This window comes from Pseudodesulfovibrio hydrargyri (genome assembly GCF_001874525.1).
GTDB lineage: Bacteria > Desulfobacterota > Desulfovibrionia > Desulfovibrionales > Desulfovibrionaceae > Pseudodesulfovibrio > Pseudodesulfovibrio hydrargyri.
Genome location: NZ_LKAQ01000004.1, coordinates 322,492 through 346,244, shown reverse-complemented (window position 1 = coordinate 346,244; position 23,753 = coordinate 322,492). Strand labels below are relative to the sequence as shown.

Annotated in this window: 23 protein-coding genes; 9 read left to right on the top strand and 14 right to left on the bottom strand. The window is 64.8% G+C overall.

From position 1 onward, the window contains the following. Positions 1-67: 67 nt before the first annotated feature. Positions 68-1,465, top strand: a complete 1,398-nt coding sequence (gltX, locus tag BerOc1_RS06040; RefSeq protein WP_071544837.1) for a glutamate--tRNA ligase — start codon at positions 68-70, stop codon at positions 1,463-1,465. Positions 1,466-1,550: 85 nt separating this feature from the next. On the opposite strand, the gene BerOc1_RS06035 is transcribed toward gltX, so the two are convergent. Together BerOc1_RS06035 and rpmB are read right to left on the bottom strand one after the other, a co-directional pair. Then, positions 1,551-1,844 carry an SHOCT domain-containing protein gene (locus BerOc1_RS06035; protein WP_071544836.1) on the bottom strand — a complete coding sequence of 98 codons (294 nt, stop codon included), beginning with the start codon at positions 1,842-1,844 and terminating at the stop codon, positions 1,551-1,553. Positions 1,845-2,133: 289 nt separating this feature from the next. Next, positions 2,134-2,349, bottom strand: a complete 216-nt coding sequence (rpmB, locus tag BerOc1_RS06030; protein ID WP_071544835.1) for a 50S ribosomal protein L28 — start codon at positions 2,347-2,349, stop codon at positions 2,134-2,136. A gap of 232 nt (positions 2,350-2,581) precedes the next feature. On the opposite strand from rpmB, the gene BerOc1_RS06025 reads away from it, so the two are divergent. The 8 genes from BerOc1_RS06025 to glyA all read left to right on the top strand — a co-directional run bounded on the left by BerOc1_RS06025 (position 2,582) and on the right by glyA (position 9,749). Further along, a complete protein-coding gene (locus BerOc1_RS06025; protein ID WP_071544834.1) occupies positions 2,582-3,103 on the top strand; it encodes a YceD family protein in 522 nt (173 codons plus the stop codon). A gap of 66 nt (positions 3,104-3,169) precedes the next feature. Beyond that, complete coding sequence (gene rpmF / locus BerOc1_RS06020; RefSeq protein WP_071544833.1) at positions 3,170-3,349, top strand: 50S ribosomal protein L32; 180 nt, start codon at positions 3,170-3,172, stop codon at positions 3,347-3,349. Further along, entirely contained in the window at positions 3,342-4,391 is a 1,050-nt protein-coding gene (gene plsX, locus BerOc1_RS06015; protein WP_071544832.1) for a phosphate acyltransferase PlsX, read from the top strand. Before rpmF ends, plsX begins: the two co-directional genes overlap by 8 nt. A gap of 80 nt (positions 4,392-4,471) precedes the next feature. Then, positions 4,472-5,458 (top strand): beta-ketoacyl-ACP synthase III, encoded by a 987-nt coding sequence (locus BerOc1_RS06010; RefSeq protein ID WP_084641142.1) that lies wholly within the window; start codon positions 4,472-4,474, stop codon positions 5,456-5,458. A 141-nt stretch (positions 5,459-5,599) separates the two neighbouring features. After that, the gene (fabG, locus tag BerOc1_RS06005; protein WP_071544830.1) at positions 5,600-6,343 is read left to right on the top strand and encodes a 3-oxoacyl-[acyl-carrier-protein] reductase; all 744 of its coding nucleotides are present in this window, start codon (positions 5,600-5,602) and stop codon (positions 6,341-6,343) included. Positions 6,344-6,379: 36 nt separating this feature from the next. Beyond that, on the top strand, positions 6,380-6,613 hold the full coding sequence (locus BerOc1_RS06000; RefSeq protein ID WP_071544829.1) for an acyl carrier protein: 234 nt from the start codon (positions 6,380-6,382) through the stop codon (positions 6,611-6,613). A 106-nt stretch (positions 6,614-6,719) separates the two neighbouring features. After that, positions 6,720-7,958: a beta-ketoacyl-ACP synthase II gene (fabF, locus tag BerOc1_RS05995; RefSeq protein ID WP_071544828.1), complete on the top strand. Its 1,239-nt coding sequence runs from the start codon at positions 6,720-6,722 to the stop codon at positions 7,956-7,958. Positions 7,959-8,510: 552 nt separating this feature from the next. Continuing rightward, on the top strand, positions 8,511-9,749 hold the full coding sequence (glyA, locus tag BerOc1_RS05990) for a serine hydroxymethyltransferase (RefSeq protein WP_071544827.1): 1,239 nt from the start codon (positions 8,511-8,513) through the stop codon (positions 9,747-9,749). Between the two features lie 168 nt (positions 9,750-9,917). On the opposite strand, the gene BerOc1_RS05985 is transcribed toward glyA, so the two are convergent. The 12 genes from BerOc1_RS05985 to murD form a co-directional block, all read right to left on the bottom strand. Beyond that, positions 9,918-10,619 (bottom strand): M15 family metallopeptidase, encoded by a 702-nt coding sequence (locus BerOc1_RS05985; RefSeq protein WP_084641139.1) that lies wholly within the window; start codon positions 10,617-10,619, stop codon positions 9,918-9,920. Between the two features lie 88 nt (positions 10,620-10,707). Continuing rightward, the gene (locus BerOc1_RS05980; protein ID WP_071544826.1) at positions 10,708-11,655 is read right to left on the bottom strand and encodes a hypothetical protein; all 948 of its coding nucleotides are present in this window, start codon (positions 11,653-11,655) and stop codon (positions 10,708-10,710) included. A 165-nt stretch (positions 11,656-11,820) separates the two neighbouring features. Beyond that, positions 11,821-12,561: a dienelactone hydrolase family protein gene (locus BerOc1_RS05975; protein ID WP_071544825.1), complete on the bottom strand. Its 741-nt coding sequence runs from the start codon at positions 12,559-12,561 to the stop codon at positions 11,821-11,823. Between the two features lie 148 nt (positions 12,562-12,709). Beyond that, positions 12,710-14,350 (bottom strand): radical SAM protein, encoded by a 1,641-nt coding sequence (locus BerOc1_RS05970; RefSeq protein ID WP_242652879.1) that lies wholly within the window; start codon positions 14,348-14,350, stop codon positions 12,710-12,712. 61 nt (positions 14,351-14,411) lie between these two features. Next, positions 14,412-15,665 (bottom strand): cell division protein FtsZ, encoded by a 1,254-nt coding sequence (ftsZ, locus tag BerOc1_RS05965; RefSeq protein WP_071544823.1) that lies wholly within the window; start codon positions 15,663-15,665, stop codon positions 14,412-14,414. Between the two features lie 66 nt (positions 15,666-15,731). Next, on the bottom strand, positions 15,732-16,970 hold the full coding sequence (gene ftsA / locus BerOc1_RS05960; RefSeq protein WP_071544822.1) for a cell division protein FtsA: 1,239 nt from the start codon (positions 16,968-16,970) through the stop codon (positions 15,732-15,734). 40 nt (positions 16,971-17,010) lie between these two features. After that, positions 17,011-17,904 carry a cell division protein FtsQ/DivIB gene (locus tag BerOc1_RS05955; RefSeq protein WP_071544821.1) on the bottom strand — a complete coding sequence of 298 codons (894 nt, stop codon included), beginning with the start codon at positions 17,902-17,904 and terminating at the stop codon, positions 17,011-17,013. Further along, positions 17,901-18,782, bottom strand: coding sequence for a UDP-N-acetylmuramate dehydrogenase (murB, locus tag BerOc1_RS05950; protein ID WP_071544820.1), 882 nt, complete (start codon positions 18,780-18,782; stop codon positions 17,901-17,903). Before murB ends, BerOc1_RS05955 begins: the two co-directional genes overlap by 4 nt. Next, positions 18,783-20,195 (bottom strand): UDP-N-acetylmuramate--L-alanine ligase, encoded by a 1,413-nt coding sequence (murC, locus tag BerOc1_RS05945; protein WP_071547022.1) that lies wholly within the window; start codon positions 20,193-20,195, stop codon positions 18,783-18,785. It lies immediately after the preceding gene. A gap of 54 nt (positions 20,196-20,249) precedes the next feature. Then, the gene (gene murG / locus BerOc1_RS05940) at positions 20,250-21,332 is read right to left on the bottom strand and encodes an undecaprenyldiphospho-muramoylpentapeptide beta-N-acetylglucosaminyltransferase (protein ID WP_071547021.1); all 1,083 of its coding nucleotides are present in this window, start codon (positions 21,330-21,332) and stop codon (positions 20,250-20,252) included. 2 nt (positions 21,333-21,334) lie between these two features. Continuing rightward, on the bottom strand, positions 21,335-22,456 hold the full coding sequence (ftsW, locus tag BerOc1_RS05935) for a putative lipid II flippase FtsW (protein WP_071544819.1): 1,122 nt from the start codon (positions 22,454-22,456) through the stop codon (positions 21,335-21,337). Next, positions 22,449-23,753: a UDP-N-acetylmuramoyl-L-alanine--D-glutamate ligase gene (gene murD / locus BerOc1_RS05930; protein WP_071544818.1), complete on the bottom strand. Its 1,305-nt coding sequence runs from the start codon at positions 23,751-23,753 to the stop codon at positions 22,449-22,451. The genes ftsW and murD overlap by 8 nt, the downstream gene beginning before the upstream one ends.

Here is a 23,753-nt window from a genome sequence, read left to right as displayed (position 1 = left end):
GATAAAAAGTTTTGGAGATTCTTAAGAACCTTTTTCAAAAGGTTCTTAAGCCGCCGGAGGCATTCATATGACCAAGATCGTTTCCCGTTTCGCGCCGAGCCCGACCGGGTTTTTGCATATCGGCGGTGCGCGCACCGCGTTGTTTTCCTGGCTGCTGGCCCGGTCGAAGGGCGGCGAGTTCCGCCTGCGCATCGAGGACACGGACCGCGAGCGGTCCACCCAGGAGGCGACGGACGCCATCATCGACTCCATGCGCTGGCTGGGGCTTGAGCACGACGGCGAGATCGTGTTCCAGTCCGAGCGCGCGGACCGGCACAACGAGGTCATCGACCAGCTCATCGCCTCGGGCCACGCCTATTACTGCGACTGCAGCAAGGAGGACGTGGACGCCATGCGCGAGAAGGCCATGAAGGAAGGCCGCAAGCCCAAGTACGACGGCACCTGCCGCGACAAGGGGCTGACCTCGGGCGTGGTCCGGCTCAAGGCCCCGCAGGAAGGCGCCACCGGGTACAAGGACATGGTCAAGGGATACATCTCGGTGGAGAATACGGAGATGGACGACATGATCCTGCGCCGTTCGGACGGCACCCCGACCTACAACCTGGCCGTGGTGGTGGACGACCACGATATGGGCGTGAACCATGTGCTGCGCGGCGACGACCATGTGAACAACACCCCGCGCCAGATCCTGATCTACCGGGCCATGGGCTGGGACGTGCCGGAGTTCGGCCACGTGCCCATGATCCTGGGGCCGGACAAGAAGAAGCTTTCCAAGCGCCACGGCGCGCTGTCGGTCATGGAGTACGAGAAGATGGGCTACCTGCCCGAGGCCGTGACCAACTACCTGGCCCGGCTGGGCTGGTCCCACGGCGACCAGGAGCTGTTCACCATGGACGAGATGGTCGAACTGTTCACTGCGGACGGGCTGGGCAACTCGCCGTCCGTCTTTGACCTGACCAAGTTCGAGTGGGTCAACGGTCAGTACATGCAGAAGGCCGACCCGGACCGGTTGGCCGGGCTGCTCTGCGACTTTCTGGCCCGCGAGGTGGGCGAGGAGGAGGCCAAGGCCGTGACCCGCGAGCGGTTCGCCAGGATCGCGCCCCTGTTGCAGCCCCGGGCCAAGTCCGTGCTCGACATGCTGGAGCAGGCCCGCCCGTTTATCGTGGACGCGGCGTTTTTGCCCTACGACGAAAGTGCGGTGAAGAAGTTTTTGACCGAGGAGACCAAGCCGCTGCTCGCGGAGATCGCCGAGCGCATGGAGGGGCTGGCCGAGTTCACCGAATCCGCCCTGGAGGAAGTGCACAAGCGGTTCATCGAGGACAAGGACATCAAGTTCAAGGTCATCGCCCAGCCCATCCGGGTGGCCATCACCGGCAAGACCCAGTCCCCGGGCCTGTTCGAGACCATGGTCGTGCTCGGCAGGGAACAGACCCTGGCCCGCATCAACAGGGCGGTCGAACTGTAGGCTTTACCGCGTCCGTTGGACGAGGAGGCCCCCGCCGGAAGGAGAGTCCGGCGGGGGCCTTTGCTTGGGGAGGTGTGTATGTCCGTTAGCTGTTGCGAAGCTGATCCTTCATGGCGCGATACGTTTCCCGGTCGATTTCACCGGCCGCGTATCGGCGTTCGAGGACATCCACCGGCGTCTCCGGTCCGGAATGTGTGGCGGGTTTCCGGATCAGGCGCACCGTGAAATATGTCATCATGCCCAGGATGAGGAGTTGGACGATCCCCCCGAAAGGAAGGCCCAGCCCCGTGCCCATGTCGTCGGACCAGCCGCCGAACATGGCGCCGTGCCCGAATCCCGGGCTGGTACACCAGTTTGCGTATGCGGTCAGATCATCCATGAAGCCTCCAGAGCGTGTTTGTCTGAAGAAAGCACGGACCGTGCCAAACTGTTTGTCCTGTTATTCAAGTGACTTGTAGGGACGCTGCTCGGACAGGGGAGGTGCAAGTGTGCAAGCCGTTGCGCGCGGGGCCGGAACGATCCTGCACAAGGGGCGTGTTGAAAAGCAAAGAGGGGGATGCGCGTCCGGTCGAGCGGCGGGGCGGTGTCACCCCCGGGGCATGGGACGCAAAAAAGTTGCCGCCGAGGGATCGGCGGCAACTTTTCGCAAACGAAATGTGCTGCGGCGCTTAGGCTTCGGGCTTCTGCGCGGCCACAGGCTTGACCACGGCACCGTTGCGGATGCAGCGGGTGCAGGCCTTGATGCTGACGACCTGGCCGGACTCCAGCTGATGGCGGACCTTCTGCAGGTTCGGCATGAAGCGGCGCTTGGTCTTGATATGGGAGTGGCTGACGTTGTTGCCGCTCTGGGGACCCTTTCCACAAATATCGCAAACCTGGGACATTGCGACCTCCTGGTGTATTCTAAGGAAATAATTCGTTTTCGCTCGTAAAAGGCCGCCGGATCATGGTAGCTTCTCCAGGCAGCGGGAGAGAATCCTTACCGAGCCCGGCAACAAATGGCAAGGGTTTTTTTCTTGACAGGGGATTTTAATACCATATAGGAAGCACCGGTTGTCCGGCCTCGTGGCCGGGCCTTGCCGGTATGGAAAGGGCCGGGGAAAAACGGAGAGAACCATGGTTGAATTCTGGCTGACTATCAGCGACATTGCCGCAGAGGGCCGAGGCTTCACCTTCGACGACCAGAACTTCTGGCGCGAGGCGTGGCGCGAATTCAAGCTGGACATCCGTCCGGAACGCGACCTGGTGGCCGAATACTCGGTCCTGCCCCAATCCGACGACGGGGCGCTGGTGCGCGGCACCCTCAAGGGGGCGGTCCGGCTGGTCTGCGACCGTTGCGCCGAGCCGTTCGCCTTCGAGATCGACGCGGCCTTCGACGCCTACGAGCAGTTGCCCGGCGGCGAGGAGACCGAGGGCGAGCCGCGCATGCGCCTGGACAACGGCCAGCTGCAGCTCGACATGGGCGCCATCCTCTGGGAGGAATTCGCCCTGGCCCTGCCGTTCAAGCCCCTGTGCGCGGATACGTGCGAGGGGATATGTCCCGGCTGCGGCGCCAACCTCAATACCGGCAAGTGCGCCTGCCAGCCGGATGAGGGCGATGAAAGGCTTGCGGTTTTCCGCGACTTGAAGATAAAGTAACGCCCCTTGCCTGGAGCCCCGCTCCCCGGCAAATGGCTGAGAACAAATCAATACGAGGTATATATCATGGCTGTCCCCAAGAAGAAAACGTCCAAGTCCCGCAAGGGCATGCGCCGTTCCCACGACAAGATCGCCGCTCCCAACGTCATCTACTGCGAGTGCGGTGAGCCCACTCTGCCCCATCGCGCCTGCTCTGTCTGCGGCTCCTACAAGGGACGCCAGGTCATTGACGGCGAAAATGCCTAAGACCGAAGACACCCGCGTTCCACGGATCGCCGTGGACGCCATGGGGGGCGATTTCGGCCCTGGCGTCGTTGTGCCCGGCGCGGTCAACGCCGCGCGCGAAGGCATCTCCATCGTGCTCGTCGGCGACGAGGAAAAGGTTCGGGCCGAGCTGGCCAAGCTCGACACCAAGGGGCTGGACATCGAAATTGTCCACTGCACCCAGGTGGTCGAGATGGACGACAAGCCCGCCGACGCCCTGCGCCGCAAGAAGGACTCCTCCATCCAGGTGGCCTGCCGCCTGGTCAAGGAAGGCAAGGCCAACGGCGTGGTCTCGGCCGGGAATTCCGGCGCGACCGTGGCCTGCGGCATGTTCGTCCTGGGGCGCATTCCGGGCGTGCAGCGACCGGCCCTGGCCGGCATCCTGCCCACCGAGAAGAACCCGGTGGTGCTCATCGACGTGGGTGCCAACGTGGACTCCAAGCCTCAGCACCTGCTCCAGTTCGGCCTCATGGCCGAGGTCCTGGCCCGGCACGTCCTGGGCATCGAGGATCCGTCCGTGGGCATCCTGTCCATCGGCGAGGAGGAGGGCAAGGGCAACGCCGCCGTGCGCGAGGCCTTCGACCTGCTCAAGCGTTCGCAGCTGCGGTTCATCGGCAACGTCGAGGGCCGCGACATCTTCACCGGCGAGGTGGACATCGTGGTCTGCGACGGCTTTGTCGGCAACGTGGCCCTGAAGCTCTCCGAGGGGTTGGCCCGCTCCCTGAGCCGCATCCTCAAGGACGAACTCAAGTCCAGCTGGCTGTCCATGCTCGGCACGCTGCTGTCCTTCGGCGCCTTCAAGCGGTTCAAGAAGATCGTGGACTACGCCGAATACGGCGGAGCGCCGCTGCTCGGCCTGCGCGACATCGTCATCGTGGCCCACGGCAAGTCCAACGAGCTGGCCGTGACCAACTGCATCCGCATGGCCGCCACCAGCGTGCGCAACAATGCCTACGGCCACCTGGCCGAAGGCGTGGCCGCCCACAAGGGGCTGGCCGCCAAGCCCGACAGGGACGCGGCCTGACGCAATGCACATCCCTTACGGGATGTGAAAAATATTGCGCAGCTTGACCGCACCGTACCATTGTCATAAACACCCAATCCATGACTCACTTCATCCTTCGCGGCTTTGGCCTCTACGCTCCCGAAAAGATACTGACCAACGCCGACCTCGAGAAAATCGTCGACACCACGGACGAGTGGATCACCACCCGCACCGGTATCAAGCAAAGGCACCTCGCCGCCGATGACCAGGCCGCTTCCGACCTCGCGCTGGAGGCCTCGAAGCAGGCCCTGGACGAGGCGGGCATCAAGCCCTCCGAGTTGACCCACATCATTTGCGCCACCTTCACGCCGGATTCCATGATCCCGTCCGCCGCCTGTCGGCTGCAGGAGCGGTTCGGCATCACCGGCCAGATGTGCATGGATGTGCAGGCGGCCTGCTCCGGCTTCCTCTACGCCCTGCAGACCGCGCGCGGCCAGGTCTGCCTGGAGCCCGACTCCAAGGTCCTGGTTGTGGCCAGCGAGATCATCAGCCGCCGCATGAACTGGGAGGACCGCGCCACCTGCGTCCTGTTCGGCGACGCCTCGGGCGCGGCGGTCCTGACCGCCGGGCAGCCCGGCGAGGGTCCCGAGGTCCTGGACGTCATGCTCGCCGCCGACGGCTCGCTCGGCGACCTGCTCACGGTCAACGGCGGCGGCTCGGCCTATTCCTACAAGCTGGGCGAACCCGTGGGCCCCGAATATTTCGTCGAGTTCCAGGGCCGCGAGGTCTTCAAGCACGCCGTGCGCAACATGACCGAGATTTCCGAGGCCATCCTTGAGCGCAACGGATTCGTGAAGGACGACGTGGACGTGCTCTTGCCGCACCAGGCCAACTACCGCATCATCGACGCCGTGGGACGCCGTTTCAACATTCCCGAGGAACGCGTCTTCTCCAATATCCACAAGTACGGCAACACCTCCGCCGCCGCCATCCCCGTGGCCCTGACCGAGGCCGTGCACACCGGGTTCATCAAGCCCGGCGACCTGGTCCTCATTCCGGCCTTCGGCGGCGGGTTCACCTGGGGCGCGGCCCTGATCCGGTTCTAGTTTTTTAAAACAGCCGTTTGTTTGCTTTTTGCAGGCAAATGGGGAATAAACTTTTTGGTTACGATCCCGGGGCTGATTTGCAGTCCCCGACCAATTGGTATATTGGGTCCTGACCACAAGAGAACGACAAGAGGGTACCTGATGAGCGATCTTCCCAAAGTCGCCCTGGTGACGGGCGGTTCCCGAGGCATCGGACGCACCGTGGCCGAAAAACTGGCCGCCGACGGGTTCGAGGTCTACCTGACCTTTGTGAGCCGTCCCGAGGCCGCCGACGAAGTGGTGGCGTCCATCGAAAAGGCGGGCGGCAAGGCCCGCGCCTTCCAGCTCGACTCCGCCGACCGCGACGCCATCGCCGCGTTCTTCAAGGACGAGATCAAGGGCAAGGCCGACCTCGAGGTGCTGGTCAACAACGCGGGCATCACCCGCGACGGGCTGATGATGCGCATGAAGGACGAGGACTGGGACAAGGTCATTCACGTCAACCTCACCGGCTGCTTCGCCTTCCTCAAGGAGGCCTCCAAGATTATGGGCAAACAGCGCTCGGGCCGGATCGTCAACATCACCTCCGTGGTCGGCCAGATGGGCAACGCGGGACAGGCCAACTACTGCGCGGCCAAGGCGGGCCTCATCGGCCTGACGAAGTCCGCCGCCCGCGAGCTGGCCGGGCGCAACATCACGGTCAACGCCGTGGCCCCCGGCTTCATCGAGACCGACATGACCGCCGAGCTGCCGGAAAAGGTGGTCGAGGCCATGCTCGAACAAATTCCATTAAAAACCCTCGGGCAGTCCGGGGATATCGCAGCCGCCGTCTCCTTCCTGGCCGGCCCCGGAGCCGGGTACATCACCGGTCAGGTGCTGGGCGTGAATGGCGGCATGTACATGTAATCAAGCAAAAAACTCATTTGTGTAGTGGAGGAAACTATGTCCGACGTAGCAGCGAAAGTGAAAGAGATCATCGTGGATCAGCTGGGCGTGTCCGAAGACGAAGTCATCGAAACCGCCGCGTTTGTCGAAGACCTGGGCGCCGATTCCCTGGACCTGACCGAACTGATCATGGCCATGGAAGAGGAGTTCGACCTGGAAATCGACGACGAAGAAGCCCAGAAGATCCTCAAGGTCGGCGACGCCATCTCGCACATCGAGAAGGCCATCTAAGTTTGACCGAGTAAAAGTACATATATTGTGAGCGTCTTACGCACCTCGGTGGTGTAAGACGCTCCTTTTCGTTACCCCAACCCAGACACATCAACGGGCAGGTATTATGAACAGGGTAGTTGTTACCAGTGTTGCCGCCGTCACGCCGCTTGGCAATGACGTCGAGACCAGCTGGCAGAACCTCCTGGCCGGGAAATCCGGCATCGGCCAGATCACCAAGTTCGACACCTCGGACTATGCCACGACCATCGCCGGCGAGGTCAAGGATTTCGATCCGACCGAGTTCGTCGGCAAGAAGGAAGTGCGCCGCATGGAGACGTTCACCCAGTACGCGGTGGCCGCCGCCAGCATGCTCTTCAAGACCGCCGGCTGGACCATTCCCGAAGACGAGCGGCCCCGGGTCGGCACCATCATCGGCGTCGGGCTGGGCGGCATCCAGACCATCGAGGATTGCCACGAGAAGCTGCTCCATCGCGGGCCCAAAAAGGTCTCGCCCTTCTTCATCCCCATTCTGATCGCCAACATGGCCGCGGGCCAGGTCTCCATCGAGACCGGCGCCATGGGCCCCAACATCTGCACCACCACGGCCTGCGCCTCGGGCACCCACGGCATCGGCACGGCCTACACCGACATCGCCATGGGCCGCGTGGACGCCATGATCTGCGGCGGGTCCGAATCGACCATTTCGCCTCTGGCCGTGGCCGGGTTCAACGCCATGAAGGCCCTGTCCGTGCGCAACGACGAGCCCGAACGGGCCTCCCGGCCGTTCGACAAGGACCGCTCCGGCTTCATCATGGGCGAGGGTTGCGGCCTGCTGCTCCTGGAGAGCCTGGAGCACGCCAAGGCGCGCGGCGCCAACATTCTGGCCGAGGTGGTCGGGTACGGCGCGTCCGGCGACGCCTTCCACATGACCGCACCGCCCGAAGACGGCGCGGGCATGGCCTACGCCATGGCCGCCGCCATCCGCGAGGCCAAGGTCGATCCCTCGAAGATCGACCACATCAACGCCCACGGTACCTCCACCTATCTGAACGACCTCTGCGAGACCCGGGCCATCAAGAAAGTCTTCGGCGACCACGCCTACAACATCAAGATCTGCGCCAACAAGTCCCAGATGGGACATCTGCTCGGCGCGGCGGGCGGCGTCGAAGCGGTCTTCGCCGTCAAGACCCTGGCCGAGGGCATCATCCCCGGCACGCTGAACCGCGAAACGCCCGACCCCGAATGCGACCTCGACGTCAGCGCCGACGGGCCGAGGGAGATACAGGCCGAATACGCCCTGTCCAACTCCTTCGGATTCGGCGGCACCAACGCCTGCGTCCTGTTCAAACGCTTCACCGGGTAAGCGACGATTACAAAACTAAAAGGGCCGCTTGAGCGGCCCTTTTTGTTTGCCTCCGGCAGCCGGGGAAGGGAAGGAACCTTGAAAGGCTCCTTCCCCTTCCCCGGACCCCCATCCCCCTATCCCTCCTAAACTTTTTGTGCGCTTCGCGGGGGGCGAGAAAAAAGTAAATTCGGATTAATGGGGCAAACGTTCTTGCCTTATTGTCCACATGGCGGATACAAGGGGCGGGCGTGAGGGGTAGCGCCGCACCCCGCGAAGCGGCGACAAAAAGTTTTGGAGATTCTTAAGAACCTTTTTCAAAAGGTTCTTAAGCGGGTCCAGGGCAGCGCCCTGGCCGCCGGAGGCATTCCTCCTCATGGCGCAACCGGGACAGCTTGAACGAGTGTTCCGTATTGATATAAGGACGGATCTCCAGTGCACGGGGCACGGCGGGAGTGCCTGCCGGGAGCGGTGAAAAAGCCGTGACCGTCGAGGTGGCGCGAGGATCGCCAACCTCCCCGCTTGGGCTGGGAAGCCATTCGCATCCACATTTTACTTCACGAGGATATCACCATGGAAGAGCTGTTTATCCAGGACCCGGCGGTCGCCTCCGCCATTGCCGACGAGATCGAACGCCAGGTCTCCAAGCTGGAGCTCATCGCCAGCGAGAACTTCGTCTCCACTGCCGTGCGCCAGGCCCAGGGCTCGGTCATGACCCACAAATACGCCGAAGGCTATCCGGGCAAGCGCTGGTACGGCGGCTGCGAGTTCGTGGACGAGGTCGAGGATCTGGCCCGCGACCGCGCCAAGGAGCTGTTCGGCGCGGCCTATGCCAACGTCCAGCCGCACTCCGGCTCCCAGGCCAACATGGCCGTGTACTTCGCGGCCTGCCAGCCCGGCGACACCGTGCTCGGCATGGACCTGTCCCACGGCGGCCACCTGACCCACGGCTCCCCGGTCAACTTTTCGGGCAAGCTCTTCAACATGGTGCACTACGGCGTGGACAAGGACACCCAGACCATCGACTACGACGCGGTCGAAAAGCTGGCCAAGGAGCACAAGCCGACCATGATCATCGCCGGGGCGTCCGCCTATCCGCGCATCATCGACTTCGCCCGGTTCCGGGCCATCGCCGACGAGGTCGGAGCCAAGCTCATGGTCGACATGGCCCACATCGCGGGGTTGATCGCGGCGGGCGAGCACCCGTCCTGCATCGAGCACGCCCACTACACCACGACCACCACCCACAAGACCCTGCGCGGCCCGCGCGGCGGCATGATCCTGAGTTCCGACGACCTGGAGCAGGAACTCAACTCCAACATCTTCCCCGGCATCCAGGGCGGCCCGCTGATGCACGTCATCGCGGCCAAGGCCGTGGCCTTCGGCGAGGCCCTGTCCCCCGGTTTCGTGGAATACCAGCAGCAGGTGGTCAAGAACGCCAAGCAGCTGGCCGCCTCCCTGACCGAGGCGGGCTACAAGCTGGTCTCCGGCGGCACCGACAACCACATGATGCTGCTCGACCTGTCCGACAAGGACTACACCGGCAAGGACGCCCAGATCGCCCTGGACAAGGCGGGCATCACGGCCAACAAGAACACCATCCCGTTCGAGACCAAGTCCCCGTTCCAGACCTCGGGCATCCGCCTGGGCACCCCGGCCCTGACCACCCGCGGCATGATCGAAGAGGACATGATCGTGGTAGCCGAGGCCATCGTGGCCGCTCTGGACAACATGAACGACGACAAGACCCTGGCCAACATCGCCGAGGAAGTGGAGGAGTTCGCCCGCGAATTCCCGCTCTTCGCCTGGTAGGCCGAGCCTGATAAGTTATGATAAGCCGCCCTGCCGACGTTGTCGGCAGGGCGGCTTTTTTTGATGCCTCCGGCGGCCAGAGGGAAAACTTTTGAAAAAGTTTCCCCTCTGGACTCCCCTTCAAAACTTTTTGGCGCCGCTTCGCGGGGTGCGCGAAGGGAGGACGTCCTATTCCACCGGGAAGTCGAAGTAGGTTTCGGGGTAGGGCTCGTCCCTGAGGGTGAAATGCCACCATTCGGCTTCGTAGGGTTTGAAGCCGTGGCCGAGCATGACGGCGCGGAGCAGGGCGCGGTTGGCCCGGACCTGGGGCGGGAAATCGGGGTTCTCGGGCCAGGATTCCGGGCCGAAGAAGTCGAACGGAGTGCCCATGTCCAGCTCCCGGCCGGTGGCCTTGTCCACCAGGGTCAAATCCACGGTGGAGCCGCGCGAGTGCCCGGACCGCGCCGCGATGTACCCGTCGCGGAACAGATTGCGCTTGTCCACGTCCGGATAGTGCGCCGCCTTGGTCCGGGTATCGTCGAGGTCTTCGGCCCAGCGCATGAAGTGATTGACGGCCCTCTGCGGGCGGTAGCCGTCGAAGAGCTTGAGGCACAGCCCGAACCGAGCCACGTCCTCCTGGACCGCCTTCAGGGCCCTGGCGGCCTCCACGGCCACCAGGACCTTGGGGGCCTCGTAGCCGTCCACCCGCGCGCCCACGAAGTTGTCGCCGGTGTAGTACTTGACGTCGTAGACCGCGCCCGGAAGGAACTCGTTGAGCGTGACGAACCCCTCGGGCCGCTGTTCGGCAAACGCCGTGGCCGGGAGCAGCAGGAGGACCAGGAGGACCAGGGGGACGGGACGGAGGGCGAGCGTTGCGCGGCGGTGTTTCATGGCCGTCTATCTAGCCCCTTTTGGCGCGTAACGCCAGAGGGGAGCCCCGGGGAGGCCCCCCCTGAGCAAATGTTGTCGGCAGTTCTGCCTATTTTTCGGGTGCGGTAATCTGTTGGACCAGGTTGAGGGCCATGCCCTGAAGAATGTCCGCCATGCCGCTTGCGAATTCGCCGTACTTCTTGACCAGCGCCGTGTAGTCGTCGAATTCCGTCACCGTGATGTTCAGGACATAGGCCACGTCGTTGGTTTGCCGATCCTTATAATAGTTGACCGGGAACGGCGGGAACCAGGACACGTATTTTGGTTTTTTAGAATCGCCGAATAGGGCGTTAGCCGGGCAATGGCCGTCGATATGGTTCGGCTTCGGGGCTGGCTCCTCCAGGGAGTCCCCCCTGACTGGAACGCCGGGTGCAGGCAGGGCCAGCGCCCCGAGAATGGCGCTTCTCGGGTTGCCCTCCCAATCGAGCCAGAAGCATTGGATGGTGATGTCGATCTTCAGATCGATATAAGGAAAATTGGGTTTTTCCCTTACATTCTCCCTGTGGTCGATCCTGCACTTGGCGTAATGCACCTCGGCCTCTTTCACGGTAAAGGTGAAAGCGCCGTTTTTTTCCTCGTGCACGAGCAGGGTGATCACGCTGGCCTTCTTCCTGTGGTGCCCTGAAGGGGTCTTCTTGTGCGCGGCGTAACGGGTCAATTGGATTTCGGCCAACTGCTTGTTCTCTTCACCGTCCTTGACCAAAAGCAAATTTGACCCCGCCACTGTGGCCCCGTAGGTGGCGGTGTACTTCAAGTCCGATTCCTTGATTTTCTTTTGGATGGCACTGACCACCATGGGGATGGCCTGATTCAGGCCTGCGGCAATCAACTCGGCACCCATTATTTTTTGTCCCTTTTCGTCCTTAATAGATTCCCCGCCGATAAACACCATTTCGATGCATTCCTTCTGATTCCATTCCGACAGGTCATGCGGGGCGGCGTGCACCGGGGCGGCGAGCAGACACAGAAAGCTGATGGCGATGAGCAATATCTTCATCTCACTCTCCTTGTTGGGGTACGAGATGAAGATATCCGTCATAGAAAATTATGCGGTATTATTATTGTCAAAATCTATAATGAGGTAATGACAGGAAGATGGGTCGGGTTTTTCGGATACAGGGTGGGCGGTGTCTCCCCCGCCACCCTGCCGAATGTGTGGTGGTTATCGCAGCGTCTGGCTCAGAAACTCCGTGAACCGGGCCCAGGACTTCTCGTCCGCGTCCTTGCGGTAGCGGTCCGTGCCGAACACGGTGAAGGCGTGGGGCGCGCCGGAGTAGGTGGTCATCTCGTGGCGGATGCCCGTGGCCTCCAGCTCACTGGCCAGGGCCGCGAACTGGGCCATGGGCACGGACTGGTCCGCCGTGCCGTGGAAGACCAGGACGAATCCCTTGGCCGCCTTGTAGTCCTGGCCATCGGGCGTGGCCAGGCCGCCGTGGAAGGTCACGAACGCCTTGAGGTTCGCCCCGGATCGGGCCAGCTCCAGAACCGCCGTGCCGCCGAAGCAGTAGCCCATGGCCACGGCGTCGGACAGGTTGGCCCCGAGGTCGGCGGCCTTGTTCAGCCCGGCCATGAGCCGGGCGCGCATGGTCTGCCGGTCCGCGTACAGCTCGCCGGTCAGCCGCTTCTTGTCCTCGACCTTGTCGGGCCGCACGCCCTTGCCGTACAGGTCCACGGCGAACACGGCGTAACCCAGGTCCGCGAGCATCCCGGCCCTCTTTATCTCGTAGTCGGTCAGCCCGTCCCAGTCGTGGACCAGGAAGACCAGCGGGGCCTTGTCCGCCGGGCTGATGTAATACCCCTCGAACGTCCGTCCGTTGATCTCGTAGTCCACGGTCCGCCCGCCCGCCGCCAGGGCGGTATAGGGGATCAGCAACAATGACAATATGATGAATAGCTTGTTCATGGCATGCTCCTTGGTTTGCAAAGGGTCCAATGTGCGGAGGATACCACGGATGGGGCGGCAGGTGCGAGGAAAATCGGGAAGCCGGTACCGAGCCTCAGTGCGCCTGATGGCGCGGTTCCGGGCGGCGAAGAGGCGGATCGATCTGGGCCTATGCGCCGGACTGCGGCTCCATGCCGCAGCCCGCGCACTGCCCGCAGCCTCTGGCCGAGCAGCCGGGGCTGACCTTGGCGGCCTTGGCGCGCTCCCATTCCTTCCACAGGTAGTCGCGTCTGACGCCGATGTCCACGACCTCCCAGGGGAAGGGTTCGTCCTGTCCGCGTTCGCGGTCCAGGATGGCCGCCGGGTCGCCGTTCCACAGCTTGAGGGCCTTTTTCCAGCCGCCGTGTTCGGCCGCCAGGAGGATGAATTCGGCCAGTTCCTCGCCGCCGCGCGCCAGCAGGCCCTGGAGCCGGGCCTGGAACGGGTCGTCGTGCTGCAGGGTCACGCCCTTGTACGGCTTGGCCAGCTTCTCGAGCCCCTTCATGCGCGCGTTGAGGGCGTCCTCGGAGAGCATCGGGGCCCACTGGAACGGGGTGAACGGCTTGGGCACCAGCGAGCTGACCCCGATGGTGATGCGCATGAACTGTTTCTTGCGTCCGCCGGGCTCCTCGGAACGGATGCGCACGATCTCGGCCAGGAAATCGGCCAGTTCGGCGTAGTCCTCGTCGGTCTCGCCGGGCCAGCCCGCGATCATGTAGATCTTGAGGTGGTTCACGCCGTAGCGGGCGCACAGCCGGACCGCGTTCAGAAAATCCTTGGGGTCGAGCTTCTTGCTCATCATCCGGCGCAGCCGCTCGCTCGCCCCTTCCAGCGCCAGGGTGATGGTCCGGATGCCGCGTTCGCGCAGGTAGACCAGCAGTTCCTCGGTGATGCCGTCCGCGCGCATGGAGGACAGGGAAAATTTCTTTTTGCGTTCGTGCAGCCACTTGAGGAACGGGAGCAGCTCGGGCCAGTCGGTCAGGGCCGTGCCCACCAGCCCGACCTTGGGCGGGTCGGCCATTTCCACGATGCGCTTGAGCTCGTCGAGTTCGGCGTGGCGCGGGGGGCGGTAGATGTAGCCCGCCGCGCAGAATCGGCAGCCGTAGGGGCAGCCCCGGTTGACCTCGAGCAGCAGGGTGTCGCGGAAGGCGGCCCGCCCCGAGATGAAGCAGGAGAAGGCGGGGTCGGTCAGCGGGCCCTGGCCGCCCGAGGTGATCCGCCTGACCGGGGTTTTGGAGCGGCCCGGCGCGTACACGCCGTCCATGTCCTTGACCGCGTCGAGGATGGCTTCCCGGTCCGCGCCGTCAAAGACCAGCCCGCGCAGGGTGTCGAAAAAATGGAGAAAGCGGTCGTCGGCCTCGCCCACCCAGAAGCAGTCCACGAACGGGGCGATGGGGGCCGGGTTGAGAAAGGCCACAGGGCCTCCGGCCACGACCAGGGGAAGAGATGGGCGTTCCGCCGCAAGCGGCGGAACGCCCGCTGCCAGGAGCGTTCGAGGTAGGCTGAGGAAGTCCTCCTCGAACGTGATGCTCCAGGCTATTACAGGGAATGAGGATAGTGGGCTCTTTGATTCGCGCGTCCGGGGATCAACACCCTCGGTGGTGCCGAGCTTGTCGGGAAAGACCCGCTCCACGGCCAGCCCGGGCGCTTCGGCCAGGGTCCGGTACACGGATTGCCAGCCGAGCGCGGACAGGGCCGCCTTGTCGCCTCCGGGGACGGCCAGCGCCACGGGCAGCCGTCCGCCGAGGTCGGGAGCAGGGGGCTCCGACACGCCATGATACAGGGTACGGGTACCGATGAGGGCACCCCCTTACACGCGCCGCATATTGCGTCTAGTCCACGTTCTTGCGGATGAACGCGGGAACGTCGAGGTTGTCTTCCTCGAAGATGAACTCCTCCTCGCCGGGACCGGCCACGGCGCGCTGGGAGACCTGTCGCTGGGGCAGGTCCGTGGTGTTCAGTTCGCCGCCCGCCTTGCGCAGGTAGGCCGGGATGTTGCGGTCCGTGTTCAGGACCCGCTGGTGCCCGGCGCGGCGCGGCTGTTCGGCGGACTTGTTCACGCCGCGGGGTCCGAGCAACAGCAGCTTCTGCTGTTCGGCCTTGGACAGGGCCGGTTCCGGCTCCTCCATGGCGGGCTCGATGCCCGTGGCGATGACGGTGATGCGCATTTCGTCGCCCGCGTCCGGGTCGAAGACCGTTCCGAAGAAGATCTCGGCGTCGTCGTGGGCTTCCTTGTAGATGATGTCCGCGGCTTCGGAGACCTCGTCGATGAGCATGTCCGGGCCGCAGGTGATGTTGATGAGCACGCCCTTGGCGCCCTCGATGGACACGTCCTCGAGCAGCGGGGAGGTGATCGCCTTCATGGCCGCCTCCTTGGCCCGGGACTCGCCCGAGGCGATGCCGGTGCCCATCAGCGCCATGCCGGAGTTGGACATGGCCGCCTTGACGTCGGCGAAGTCCAGGTTGATCAGGCCGTGCACGGTGATCAGGTCGGCGATGCCCTTGACCGCGTAGTACAGGACCTCATCGGCCTTCTTGAGCATGTCCGAGAAGGATGCCTTCTTGGCGGCCAACTGGAGCAGGCGGTCGTTGGGAATGGTGATGATGGAGTCCACCACGTCGGCTAAAGCGCGGGTGCCCTCTTCGGCCTGCTCCAGGCGGCGCTTGCCCTCGAAGTAGAAGGGCTTGGTGACCACGCCCACGGTCAGCGCGCCCAGTTCCTTGGCCACCTGGGCCACCACCGGGGCGGAGCCGGTGCCCGTGCCGCCGCCCATGCCGGCGGTGATGAAGACCATGTCCGAGCCGTCCAGGGCCTCGCGGATCTGGTCCATGGACTCCATGGCCGCGGACCGGCCGATCTCGGGATTGGCGCCGGCGCCCAACCCCTTGGTCAGCTTCTCGCCGATCTGGATCTTGTGCTCGGCCAGGGACTTGTGGATGTCCTGGCTGTCGGTGTTGGCGACGATGAACTTCACGCCCTTGAGCGCGGACTGGATCATGTTGTTGACCGCGTTTCCGCCGCCTCCGCCGCAGCCCACGACCTTGATTTTGGCGTTGGATTCATGCTCGATTTCGAAATATTCCATTTCAATGTCCTCCTCAGTTTGTTCCCTGTTGCGTGTTTCCCTGTATCCTCATGATCACTTCCTCGTTTATGCGATGTCCGAGAACCACTTCTTCATCCTGCCGACGATGCGGTCGAAACCGGAGTCGTCGCGGATCTTGAAGGGCCGGACCTTGTTGTGGAGTCCTTCCTCCTCGGCCCCGTGGAGCAGCAGCCCCACGGCCGTGGCGTACTTGGGGCTTCTGACCTCCTCGGCCAGGCCGCCGATGCCCTCGGCCGGAAAGCCGATGCGCACCGGCAGGTCGAAAATCTGTTCGGCCAGCTCCTGCATGCCGTCAATGAGCACGGTGCCGCCGGTCAGGACAACGCCCGCGGCGATCATGTTCTTGAACCCGGACTTGATCAGCTCCTGGTCCACCAGGGCGAGGATCTCCTCGCACCTGGGCTCGCAGATCTCGGCCAGGACGCGCTTGCTCATCTTGCGCGACTCGCGCCCGCCCACGCTCGGGACCTCGATGATCTCCTCGCTGGTGACCAGGTCGGCCATGGCGCAGCCGTAGTCCATCTTGATCTTCTCGGCGGACATCATCGGCGTGCGCAGCCCGTAGGCGATGTCGTTGGTCAGGTTGTGGCCGCCCAGGGCCAGCACGCTGGTGTGCTTGATGGAGTCCTTGGAAAAGACCGCGATATCCGTGGTCCCGCCGCCGATGTCCACCAGGGCCACGCCGATCTCGCGCTCCTCGGCCGAAAGCACGGCCTTGGATGAGGCCAGGGACTCCAGGACGATGTTGGACACGTCCAGGCCTGACCGGTTGCAGGAGCGGATGATGTTCTGGGCCGAGGTCACCGCGCCGGTGACGATGTGGACCTTCACTTCCAGGCGGACCCCGGCCATGCCCAGCGGATCGGCGATGCCGCGCTGGTCGTCGACGATGAATTCCTGGGGCAGGGTGTGCAGCACCTCGCGGTCCATGGGGATGGCGATGGCCTTGGCGGCCTCGATGACCCGGTCCACGTCGCGCTGGGTCACTTCGCCGCCCTTGACCGCGATGACGCCGTGGGAGTTGAAGCCCTGGATGTGGCTGCCCGCGATGCCCGCGTACACGGTGCGGATGTCGCAACCGGCCATGAGTTCGGCGTCCTCCAGCGATTTCTTGATGCACTGGACGGTCTTCTCGATGTTGACGACCACCCCCCGGCGCAGCCCGGTGGAAGGGGCGGTGCCGATGCCGATGATGTCGACGCCGTTGTCCGTGGCCTCGCCGACCACGGTGCATATCTTGGTGGTGCCCACGTCCAGGCCCACTATGAGATCGTTTCTTGCCATGCTGACTCCTAGGTTGTTCCCTGTGAGATATTGTCGGGCGCTAACCCGCTGCCGGGTCGTTGCGCTTCTGTATCCATATCTTGTCGCCGCTGGCCGCGATGATCGAGGCCGCGTCGAATTCGTTGCGCCGCATGAGGTCGCGCCAGACCACCTTGAGCCGTTCCAGCTGGACCTCCCAGCGGTCCATGGACAGCTTCACGGTCAGCCCCTTGCCGCCCGCCGCGCCGTCCAGGTAGATTTCGAGCTCGTGGGCGCTGGTCAGCTTGATCCAGGCGGTCTGGGACTGGGTGAAGGGGGTCTGCTGGTCGGCCATCTTCTTGAGGATGCCGGCCAGTACCTCGGGCCCGTCGGGCAGGTCCTCGGCCACGCTCAGGATGGGCAGGGAAGCCTGCTCGCCAGGATGCATGGGCGCGATGACCCGGCCGCGCGCGTCCGCGAAATACAATCCGTCGCCCTGGCGCACCCAGAAGGCCGGGACCTTCTCGCGCACGTCGATCAGCAGCCGGTTGGGCAGCTCGCGGCGCACGGTCACGGAGTCGATCCACGGGTTGGCGTCCAGCCGGTTCTTGACCTCGCCCACGTTCATGTCCAGGCAGTTCAGGCCGAGGTCCACCTTGGCGGTCTTGAGGATGGTCTCGTAGCTCAGCCGGTCGTTACCGGCCACGCGGATGTCCTTGAGGTCGAAATAGGGGTGCGCGGTGATGTAGCGGTATCCGTAGAGCAGCCCCACGCCGAGCACGGCCACGATGGACAGGGCCAGGCTGAACATGACCAGGCGGACCATGAACCGGCCCGCACCGGCCAGCCTGCGCGTGGACCTGTCGGCGGCCAGCAGCGGATTGGCGGTTTTTCTGCGCTTGCGGGTGTTGCCGCGGGCGGTGCGCTTGCCGCCGATGTTCAGGCGGCTCTGTTTGCCCATGGTCAGGGTGCTCACAGTACGATGACCTCCGGTTCGAGAGTTATGCCGAATTGCTCCAGGACCCGCCGCCGGCCCATGTCCATGAGCTCGAGCGCGTCGGCGGCCTTGCCGCCGCCCAGGTTGACGAGAAAATTCGCGTGCTTGTCCGAGAAGGCCATGTGCCCCAGGCGCACGCCCTTGAGGCCAGCCTTGTCCAGCAGCCTGCCCGCGCTGTCGGCCGGCGGGTTCTTGAACACGCAGCCCGCCGTCCGGGCCGTGACCGGCTGGTTGGCCTTCTTTTTTTCGTAGACGTCGCGCATGGCCCGGCGCACCCCTTTGGGGTCGGATTCCCGCAGGGACAATTCCACCTCCCAGATCAGGCACTTGCCCGGCGTCCCGGCCGGGGTGAAATGGCGGTAGTCGAAGACGCACTGGCCGCGGTCCAGCCAGGCGAGGCCGCCGGTCGGGGACCAGATGCGCACCCGGGTGACCAGGTCGCCGATCTCCACGCCGTAGGAGCCCGCGTTCATGGCCACGGCCCCGCCCACGGTGCCGGGGATGCCGGTCATGCCCTCCAGGCCGGAGAAGCCCGCCCTCTGCGCCCAGCCGAGCAGGCCGGGCAGCCTGAGCCCCGCGCCGCAGCGGACGATGATCGCCTCCCCGTCGCGCTCCACGCGTTCCGGGCCGGGACAGTCGGCCACGCGGACCAGGGCCAGCTCCAGGGGACCGTCCCCGGCCAGCAGGTTGCTGCCCGCGCCCAGGACGAACGGCGGCAGGGTCTCTCTGGTCAGGAAGGCCGAGAGTTCGTCCAGGTCGGCCGCCTCGCGCACGACCGCCTCGACCACGGCGGGGCCGCCGAGGCGCAGGGTGGTGCGCTCGCGAAGCAGGGGATTGGCGGTCAATTCAAGCGGCATCTACAGCTCCTCGTCTCCGTTGCCGTCTTCGGGGCCGTTTTGCGATTCGTCGTCCTGTTCGAGCCAGTTCTCGCCGATCTTCCAGATGGAGCCCGCGCCCTGGGTCATGAACAGGTCGCCGGGCCTGAGGGTGTCCTTGAGCCGTTTTTCCAGGGACTCGAAGTCCGGGAAGAACTGCACCTTGGTCTCGGAGACCTGCTTGATGCCCTGGGCCAGGGAGAGGCCGGACACGCCCGGGATAGGCGATTCCGAAGCCGGATAGATCTCGGTCAGCAGGAGGACGTCGGCGTCGGTGAACGCCTTGCAGAACTCGCCGAACAACGCCTGGGTGCGCGAGAAGCGGTGGGGCTGGAAGGCGACCACCAGACGCCGGTCCGGGTAGCACTCCTTGGCGGTCTTCAGGTTGGCCATGATCTCGGCCGGGTGGTGGCCGTAGTCGTCGACCACGATGACGCCCTTTTTCTCGCCCTTGCGTTCGAAACGCCGGCCCACGCCGCCGAAATTGCCCAGCCCCTTGATGATCTCGTCCTTTTCCAGGCCGACCTCCAGGGCCACGCCGATGCAGGCCAGGGCGTTGAGCACGTTGTGCGTGCCGGGCTGGGCCACGGTGACCTCGCCCCACTCCTCGCCGTCCAGCCAGACCTTGAACAGGGAGCGCAGGTGGGAGCTGACGATCTCGCCGCGCAGCTTGTTGTTCTTGCCCAGGCCGTAGGTCAGGTAGGGCCGCTTGATCAGCGGGAGCAGCCGCTGCACGCCCTCGTCGTCGCCGCAGACCACGTTCATGCCGTAGAACGGGGTGGAGTTCATGAAGCGCATGAACGACAGGTCGATGGCGTCCTGGTTGTCGTAGAAATCCATGTGGTCCTTGTCGATGTTCGTGACCACGGTGATGATCGGCGCGAGCCGCAGGAACGAGCCGTCCGACTCGTCGGCCTCGGCGATGAGGTAGTCGCCTTCTCCGAGCCGCGCATTGGCCCCGTAGGTGTTCAGCTTGCCGCCGATGATCACGGTCGGGTCCAGGCCCGCCTCGGTGAAGATGGTCGCCAAAAGCGACGTGGTGGTCGTCTTGCCGTGGGTCCCGGCCACGGCGATGCCCGTGCGCAGACGCATGAGCTCGGCCAGCATCTCGGCGCGCGGGATGATCGGGATGCCGCGTTCTCTCGCCTCAACCAGTTCCGGGTTTTTGTCCGGGATGGCCGTGGACTTGATGAGCACGTCGGCCTCGCCCACGTTGTCGGCCCCGTGGCCGATGAAGACCGTGGCCCCGAGCTTTTCCAGCCTACGCACCGCGGCCGACGCGGACAGGTCCGAGCCGGTGATGTTGAAGCCCATGTTGATGAGCACCTCGGCGATGCCGTTCATGCCCGAGCCGCCGATGCCGACCATGTGGATATTGTTCACCCTGGCCCGCATGGCCGGGCAGGCTTCGCCGCCCACGGTGAGATACGGTCCCTGTGCTGCCATACTTTATAACTCCTGCCCGGACATGGCGGCCAACCCGGCCACGATGTCCCGCGCCGCGTATTGCCTGGCCATGCCCCTGGCCGCTGTTTCCATTGATTCAAGCCGCTCGCGGTCGGCGAGCAGTTCGAGCACGCGGTCGGCCAGGACCGTGCCGCTCAGGTCCCGTTGGGGCAGCAGCACGGCCGCGCCGAGGTCCGACATGGCGCGCGCGTTCATTGTCTGATGATCGTGGGTGGCCTGGGGGAAGGGCACGAACACGGCCGGGGCCCCGGCCGCCGCGATTTCGAAGACCGTGGACGCCCCGGACCGGCAGACCACCAGGTCGCAGGCCGCGTATTCGGCGTCCATGTCGTCGATGAATTCCCTCACCTGGGCCGGGTCCGCGCCCGCCGCCTTGTAGGCTGCGCGCACGCGCGAAAAGTCGATTTTGCCCGCCTGGTGGACGATCTCCACCCCGGCCTCCATGAGCCTGGGCAGGGCCTCGATGACCGCGTCGTTGATGGGCCGTGCTCCCTGGCTGCCGCCGAAGACGAACAGCCGTTTGCCGGGAATCCGGCCGCGCCGTCGCTCGCCCGCCTTGAATATCTCGGGCCGCACCGGGTTGCCGGTCAAAAAGGTCTTGTCCGGGAGGAACACGCCCATGGCGTCCGGGAAGCTCAGGAAAATCCGTTTGACCATCCTGCCGAGCACCTTGTTGGTCACGCCGGGCACGGAGTTCTGCTCGTGCACGGCCGTGGGGATGCCGAGGATGCGCGCGGCCAGCACCGGGCAGAAGCCCGCGTACCCGCCGAAGCCGATGACCGCCTCGGGCTTGAAGCGCCAGACTTCGTACAAGGCCTTGGGGATGCCCGTGCCGAGCCAGCCCAGGCCGGACAGGACGCCGGTGACGCCCCTGCCCATGACGCCGCTGGCGGGCAGCTCCAGAAACTCCAGGCCGTGCTTGCGGGCCAGTTCGCCCTCCACGCCGGGGCCGCCCATGAACAGGATGCGCACGCCCCTGTTGTACTCGCGCAGGGCCGTTGCCACGGCCAGGGCCGGGAAGATGTGGCCGCAGGTGCCGCCGGTGGTCAGTACGACGCGGTTCAGGCTCATGCCTTCACCCTCCGGGAGAGGTTGAGCAGGATGCCCGCGCAGATGAAGGACACGGTAAGCGACGATCCGCCGTAGGAGATGAACGGCATGGCCACGCCCTTGGGCGGCACGGTGCCCAGCACCACGGCCAGGTTCAGGACCATGCCCAGCGCCAGGATGCAGGTGGTGCCGAAGGCCGTGAACCGGTCCTGGAGGTCCTCCAACCGCATGGCCACGCGGAAGGCCCGGTACAGGAACAGGCCGACCAGGAGGAAGAACAGGGACATGCCCACGAAGCCGAGCTCCTCGCCGACCACGGCCATGATGAAGTCGTTGTGCGCCTCGGGCAGGAAGAAGAGCTTGCGCTGGCCCGCGCCGATGCCGGTGCCGAAGATCTTGCCCGAGCCGAAGGCGTACAGGGACTGGACCAGCTGGTAGCCCTCGTTCTGGGCCGATGCGAAGGGGTCGAGGAAGGCGGTCCAGCGTTTGAAGCGGTAAGGCGAGGACGAGATGAGCATCCAGCCCGCGCCGCCCGCGAAGAGCAGCGAGATGAACAGGTAGCTGAACCGGGTGCCGCCCACCAGGCACATGAAGAAGAGCAGGCCGCACATGACCACGGCCCCGCCGAAGTCCGGCTGGAGCAGGAGCAGGCCGCACAGAAAGCCGGTCACGAAGAACGGCGGCAGGAAGCCCACGGAAAAGGTCCGGACCAGGTCCTGCTTGCGGGCGAAGAAGTAGGCCAGATACAGGACCAGGGCCACCTTGGCGTATTCCAGGGGCTGGACGTTGACCGGGCCCACGCGTATCCAGCGGCTGGCCCCGTTGATGCTGGCTCCGAGCGGGCTGGCGCACAGGGCGAGCAGGACGATGGCCAGGCCGACCCATACGTAGGTCAGGGAATAGACGGCCTTGAGCGGAATCCGGGTCAGAAAGAACATGGCCGCGAGGCCCGCGCCCGTGAACATCAGCTGACGCTTGAAGAAATAGTAGGTGTCGCCGTAGGTGCGCTCGGCCATGATGCCCGACGAGGACAGGACCATGATCAGGCCGAATCCGGCCAGCATCAACGTGGCGGTCAGCAGCCAGTAGTCCATGCGGCCCTTTTCGCCGCCCGTCTTGGCGTTCAGGGAGCTAGCCATGGAGCCCCTCCACCGCGCGTTTGAAGTCCGCGCCGCGTTCGGCCATGTTCCGGTACTGGTCGAAGCTCGACGTGGCCGGGGAGAGCAGGATCACGTCGCCCGGCGCGGCCAGGGACGCCTGCCGCCGGACGGCCGCCTCCAGGGTCTCGTCCCAGGTCACGGAGAAATGTCTGGCCAGTTCCGGCTCCAGGATGTCGCGCGAGCCGCCGAACAGCCCGACCGAGGCCACGTGGCCGTCGATGCCCTCGGCGAACCGGGCCACGTCGCCGCCCTTCCACACGCCGCCCATGAGAATGCGCACCGGGCGGTCGAAGGCGTGTACCGCGGCCTCGGCGGCGTCCAGGGTAGTGGCCTTGGAGTCGTTGACGTAGAGCACGCCGTTCTTCTCGGCCACGGGCTCGATGCGGTGGGGCAGGGGGCGGAATTCGCGGATGGCCTCGGCGGCCTGTTCCTCGGTTACCCCGAACCGCTTCACGGCCTGCCAGGCGGCCTCCACGTTGGAGCGGTTGTGTTCGCCCAGCAGGTGCGGGGCCGCGAACCGGGAGGTCGGCCCGAACCACTCGATGCGCGCGCCGGTGAAGGTCCGGCCGTTGAGCGGCGGGCGCAGGGATTCGTGCAGCAGGGCGGTGTCGTCCAGGGTCATGCGGCTGAACAGGTGCAGCTTGGCGTCCAGGTACTCTTCCAGGTCCTGGTGGTAGTCCAGGTGGTTGGCCGCGAAATTCAGGAACACGCCGACGTGCGGCTTGAACAGGCGGCAGTTCTGCAGCTGGAAGCTGGAGACCTCGAGGACGAGGATCTCGGCGGGCTCCATGTCCAGGAGGTATTCGCACAGGGGAACGCCGATGTTTCCGCCGGTGAAGACCCGGCGGCCCGCCTTTTTCAGGATCTCCGTGATCAGCGTGGTGGTCGTGGTCTTGCCGTTGGACCCGGTCACGGCCAGGATCGGGGCCTCGATGAACCAGGAGGCCAGCTCCAGCTCGGCCACCAGGTTGCGCGCCGGGATGCCCTCGAGCACCGGGGCGAGCTTGCGCACCGCCACGCCCGGGGAAAAGACGACCATGTCCGCGTCCGCGAAGTGCGCCTTCTCGTGGGGACCGGTGACAAGTTCCACCTTGCCCGCCAACTCGCCGAGCTTCTCCCCGGTGACCGTCTCGTCGCGGTCGACCACGCGCACCTTGGCCCCGAGCACGTCGAGCAGCCGGGCGGCGGCCAGGCCGGACCTGCCGGTGCCGACGACCACGGCCCGTTTGCCGGTGAGGATGGCCTCGTTGATGAAGTTGCGGACGATGCGGTTCAC

Bases quoted from the DNA above. Each gene is read 5' to 3' on its own strand.
- BerOc1_RS05980 (WP_071544826.1), bottom strand. From the start codon at position 11,655: ATGAAGATATTGCTCATCGCCATCAGCTTTCTGTGTCTGCTCGCCGCC.
- fabG (WP_071544830.1), top strand. From the start codon at position 5,600: ATGAGCGATCTTCCCAAAGTCGCCCTGGTGACGGGCGGTTCCCGAGGC.
- gltX (WP_071544837.1), top strand. From the start codon at position 68: ATGACCAAGATCGTTTCCCGTTTCGCGCCGAGCCCGACCGGGTTTTTG.
- glyA (WP_071544827.1), top strand. From the start codon at position 8,511: ATGGAAGAGCTGTTTATCCAGGACCCGGCGGTCGCCTCCGCCATTGCC.
- rpmF (WP_071544833.1), top strand. From the start codon at position 3,170: ATGGCTGTCCCCAAGAAGAAAACGTCCAAGTCCCGCAAGGGCATGCGC.
- BerOc1_RS06035 (WP_071544836.1), bottom strand. From the start codon at position 1,844: ATGGATGATCTGACCGCATACGCAAACTGGTGTACCAGCCCGGGATTC.
- murB (WP_071544820.1), bottom strand. From the start codon at position 18,782: ATGCCGCTTGAATTGACCGCCAATCCCCTGCTTCGCGAGCGCACCACC.
- plsX (WP_071544832.1), top strand. From the start codon at position 3,342: ATGCCTAAGACCGAAGACACCCGCGTTCCACGGATCGCCGTGGACGCC.
- BerOc1_RS06010 (WP_084641142.1), top strand. From the start codon at position 4,472: ATGACTCACTTCATCCTTCGCGGCTTTGGCCTCTACGCTCCCGAAAAG.
- ftsW (WP_071544819.1), bottom strand. From the start codon at position 22,456: ATGGCTAGCTCCCTGAACGCCAAGACGGGCGGCGAAAAGGGCCGCATG.
- murC (WP_071547022.1), bottom strand. From the start codon at position 20,195: ATGCGGGCCAGGGTGAACAATATCCACATGGTCGGCATCGGCGGCTCG.
- BerOc1_RS05985 (WP_084641139.1), bottom strand. From the start codon at position 10,619: ATGAAACACCGCCGCGCAACGCTCGCCCTCCGTCCCGTCCCCCTGGTC.
- ftsA (WP_071544822.1), bottom strand. From the start codon at position 16,970: ATGGCAAGAAACGATCTCATAGTGGGCCTGGACGTGGGCACCACCAAG.
- BerOc1_RS06000 (WP_071544829.1), top strand. From the start codon at position 6,380: ATGTCCGACGTAGCAGCGAAAGTGAAAGAGATCATCGTGGATCAGCTG.
- rpmB (WP_071544835.1), bottom strand. From the start codon at position 2,349: ATGTCCCAGGTTTGCGATATTTGTGGAAAGGGTCCCCAGAGCGGCAAC.
- BerOc1_RS05975 (WP_071544825.1), bottom strand. From the start codon at position 12,561: ATGAACAAGCTATTCATCATATTGTCATTGTTGCTGATCCCCTATACC.
- BerOc1_RS06025 (WP_071544834.1), top strand. From the start codon at position 2,582: ATGGTTGAATTCTGGCTGACTATCAGCGACATTGCCGCAGAGGGCCGA.
- fabF (WP_071544828.1), top strand. From the start codon at position 6,720: ATGAACAGGGTAGTTGTTACCAGTGTTGCCGCCGTCACGCCGCTTGGC.
- ftsZ (WP_071544823.1), bottom strand. From the start codon at position 15,665: ATGGAATATTTCGAAATCGAGCATGAATCCAACGCCAAAATCAAGGTC.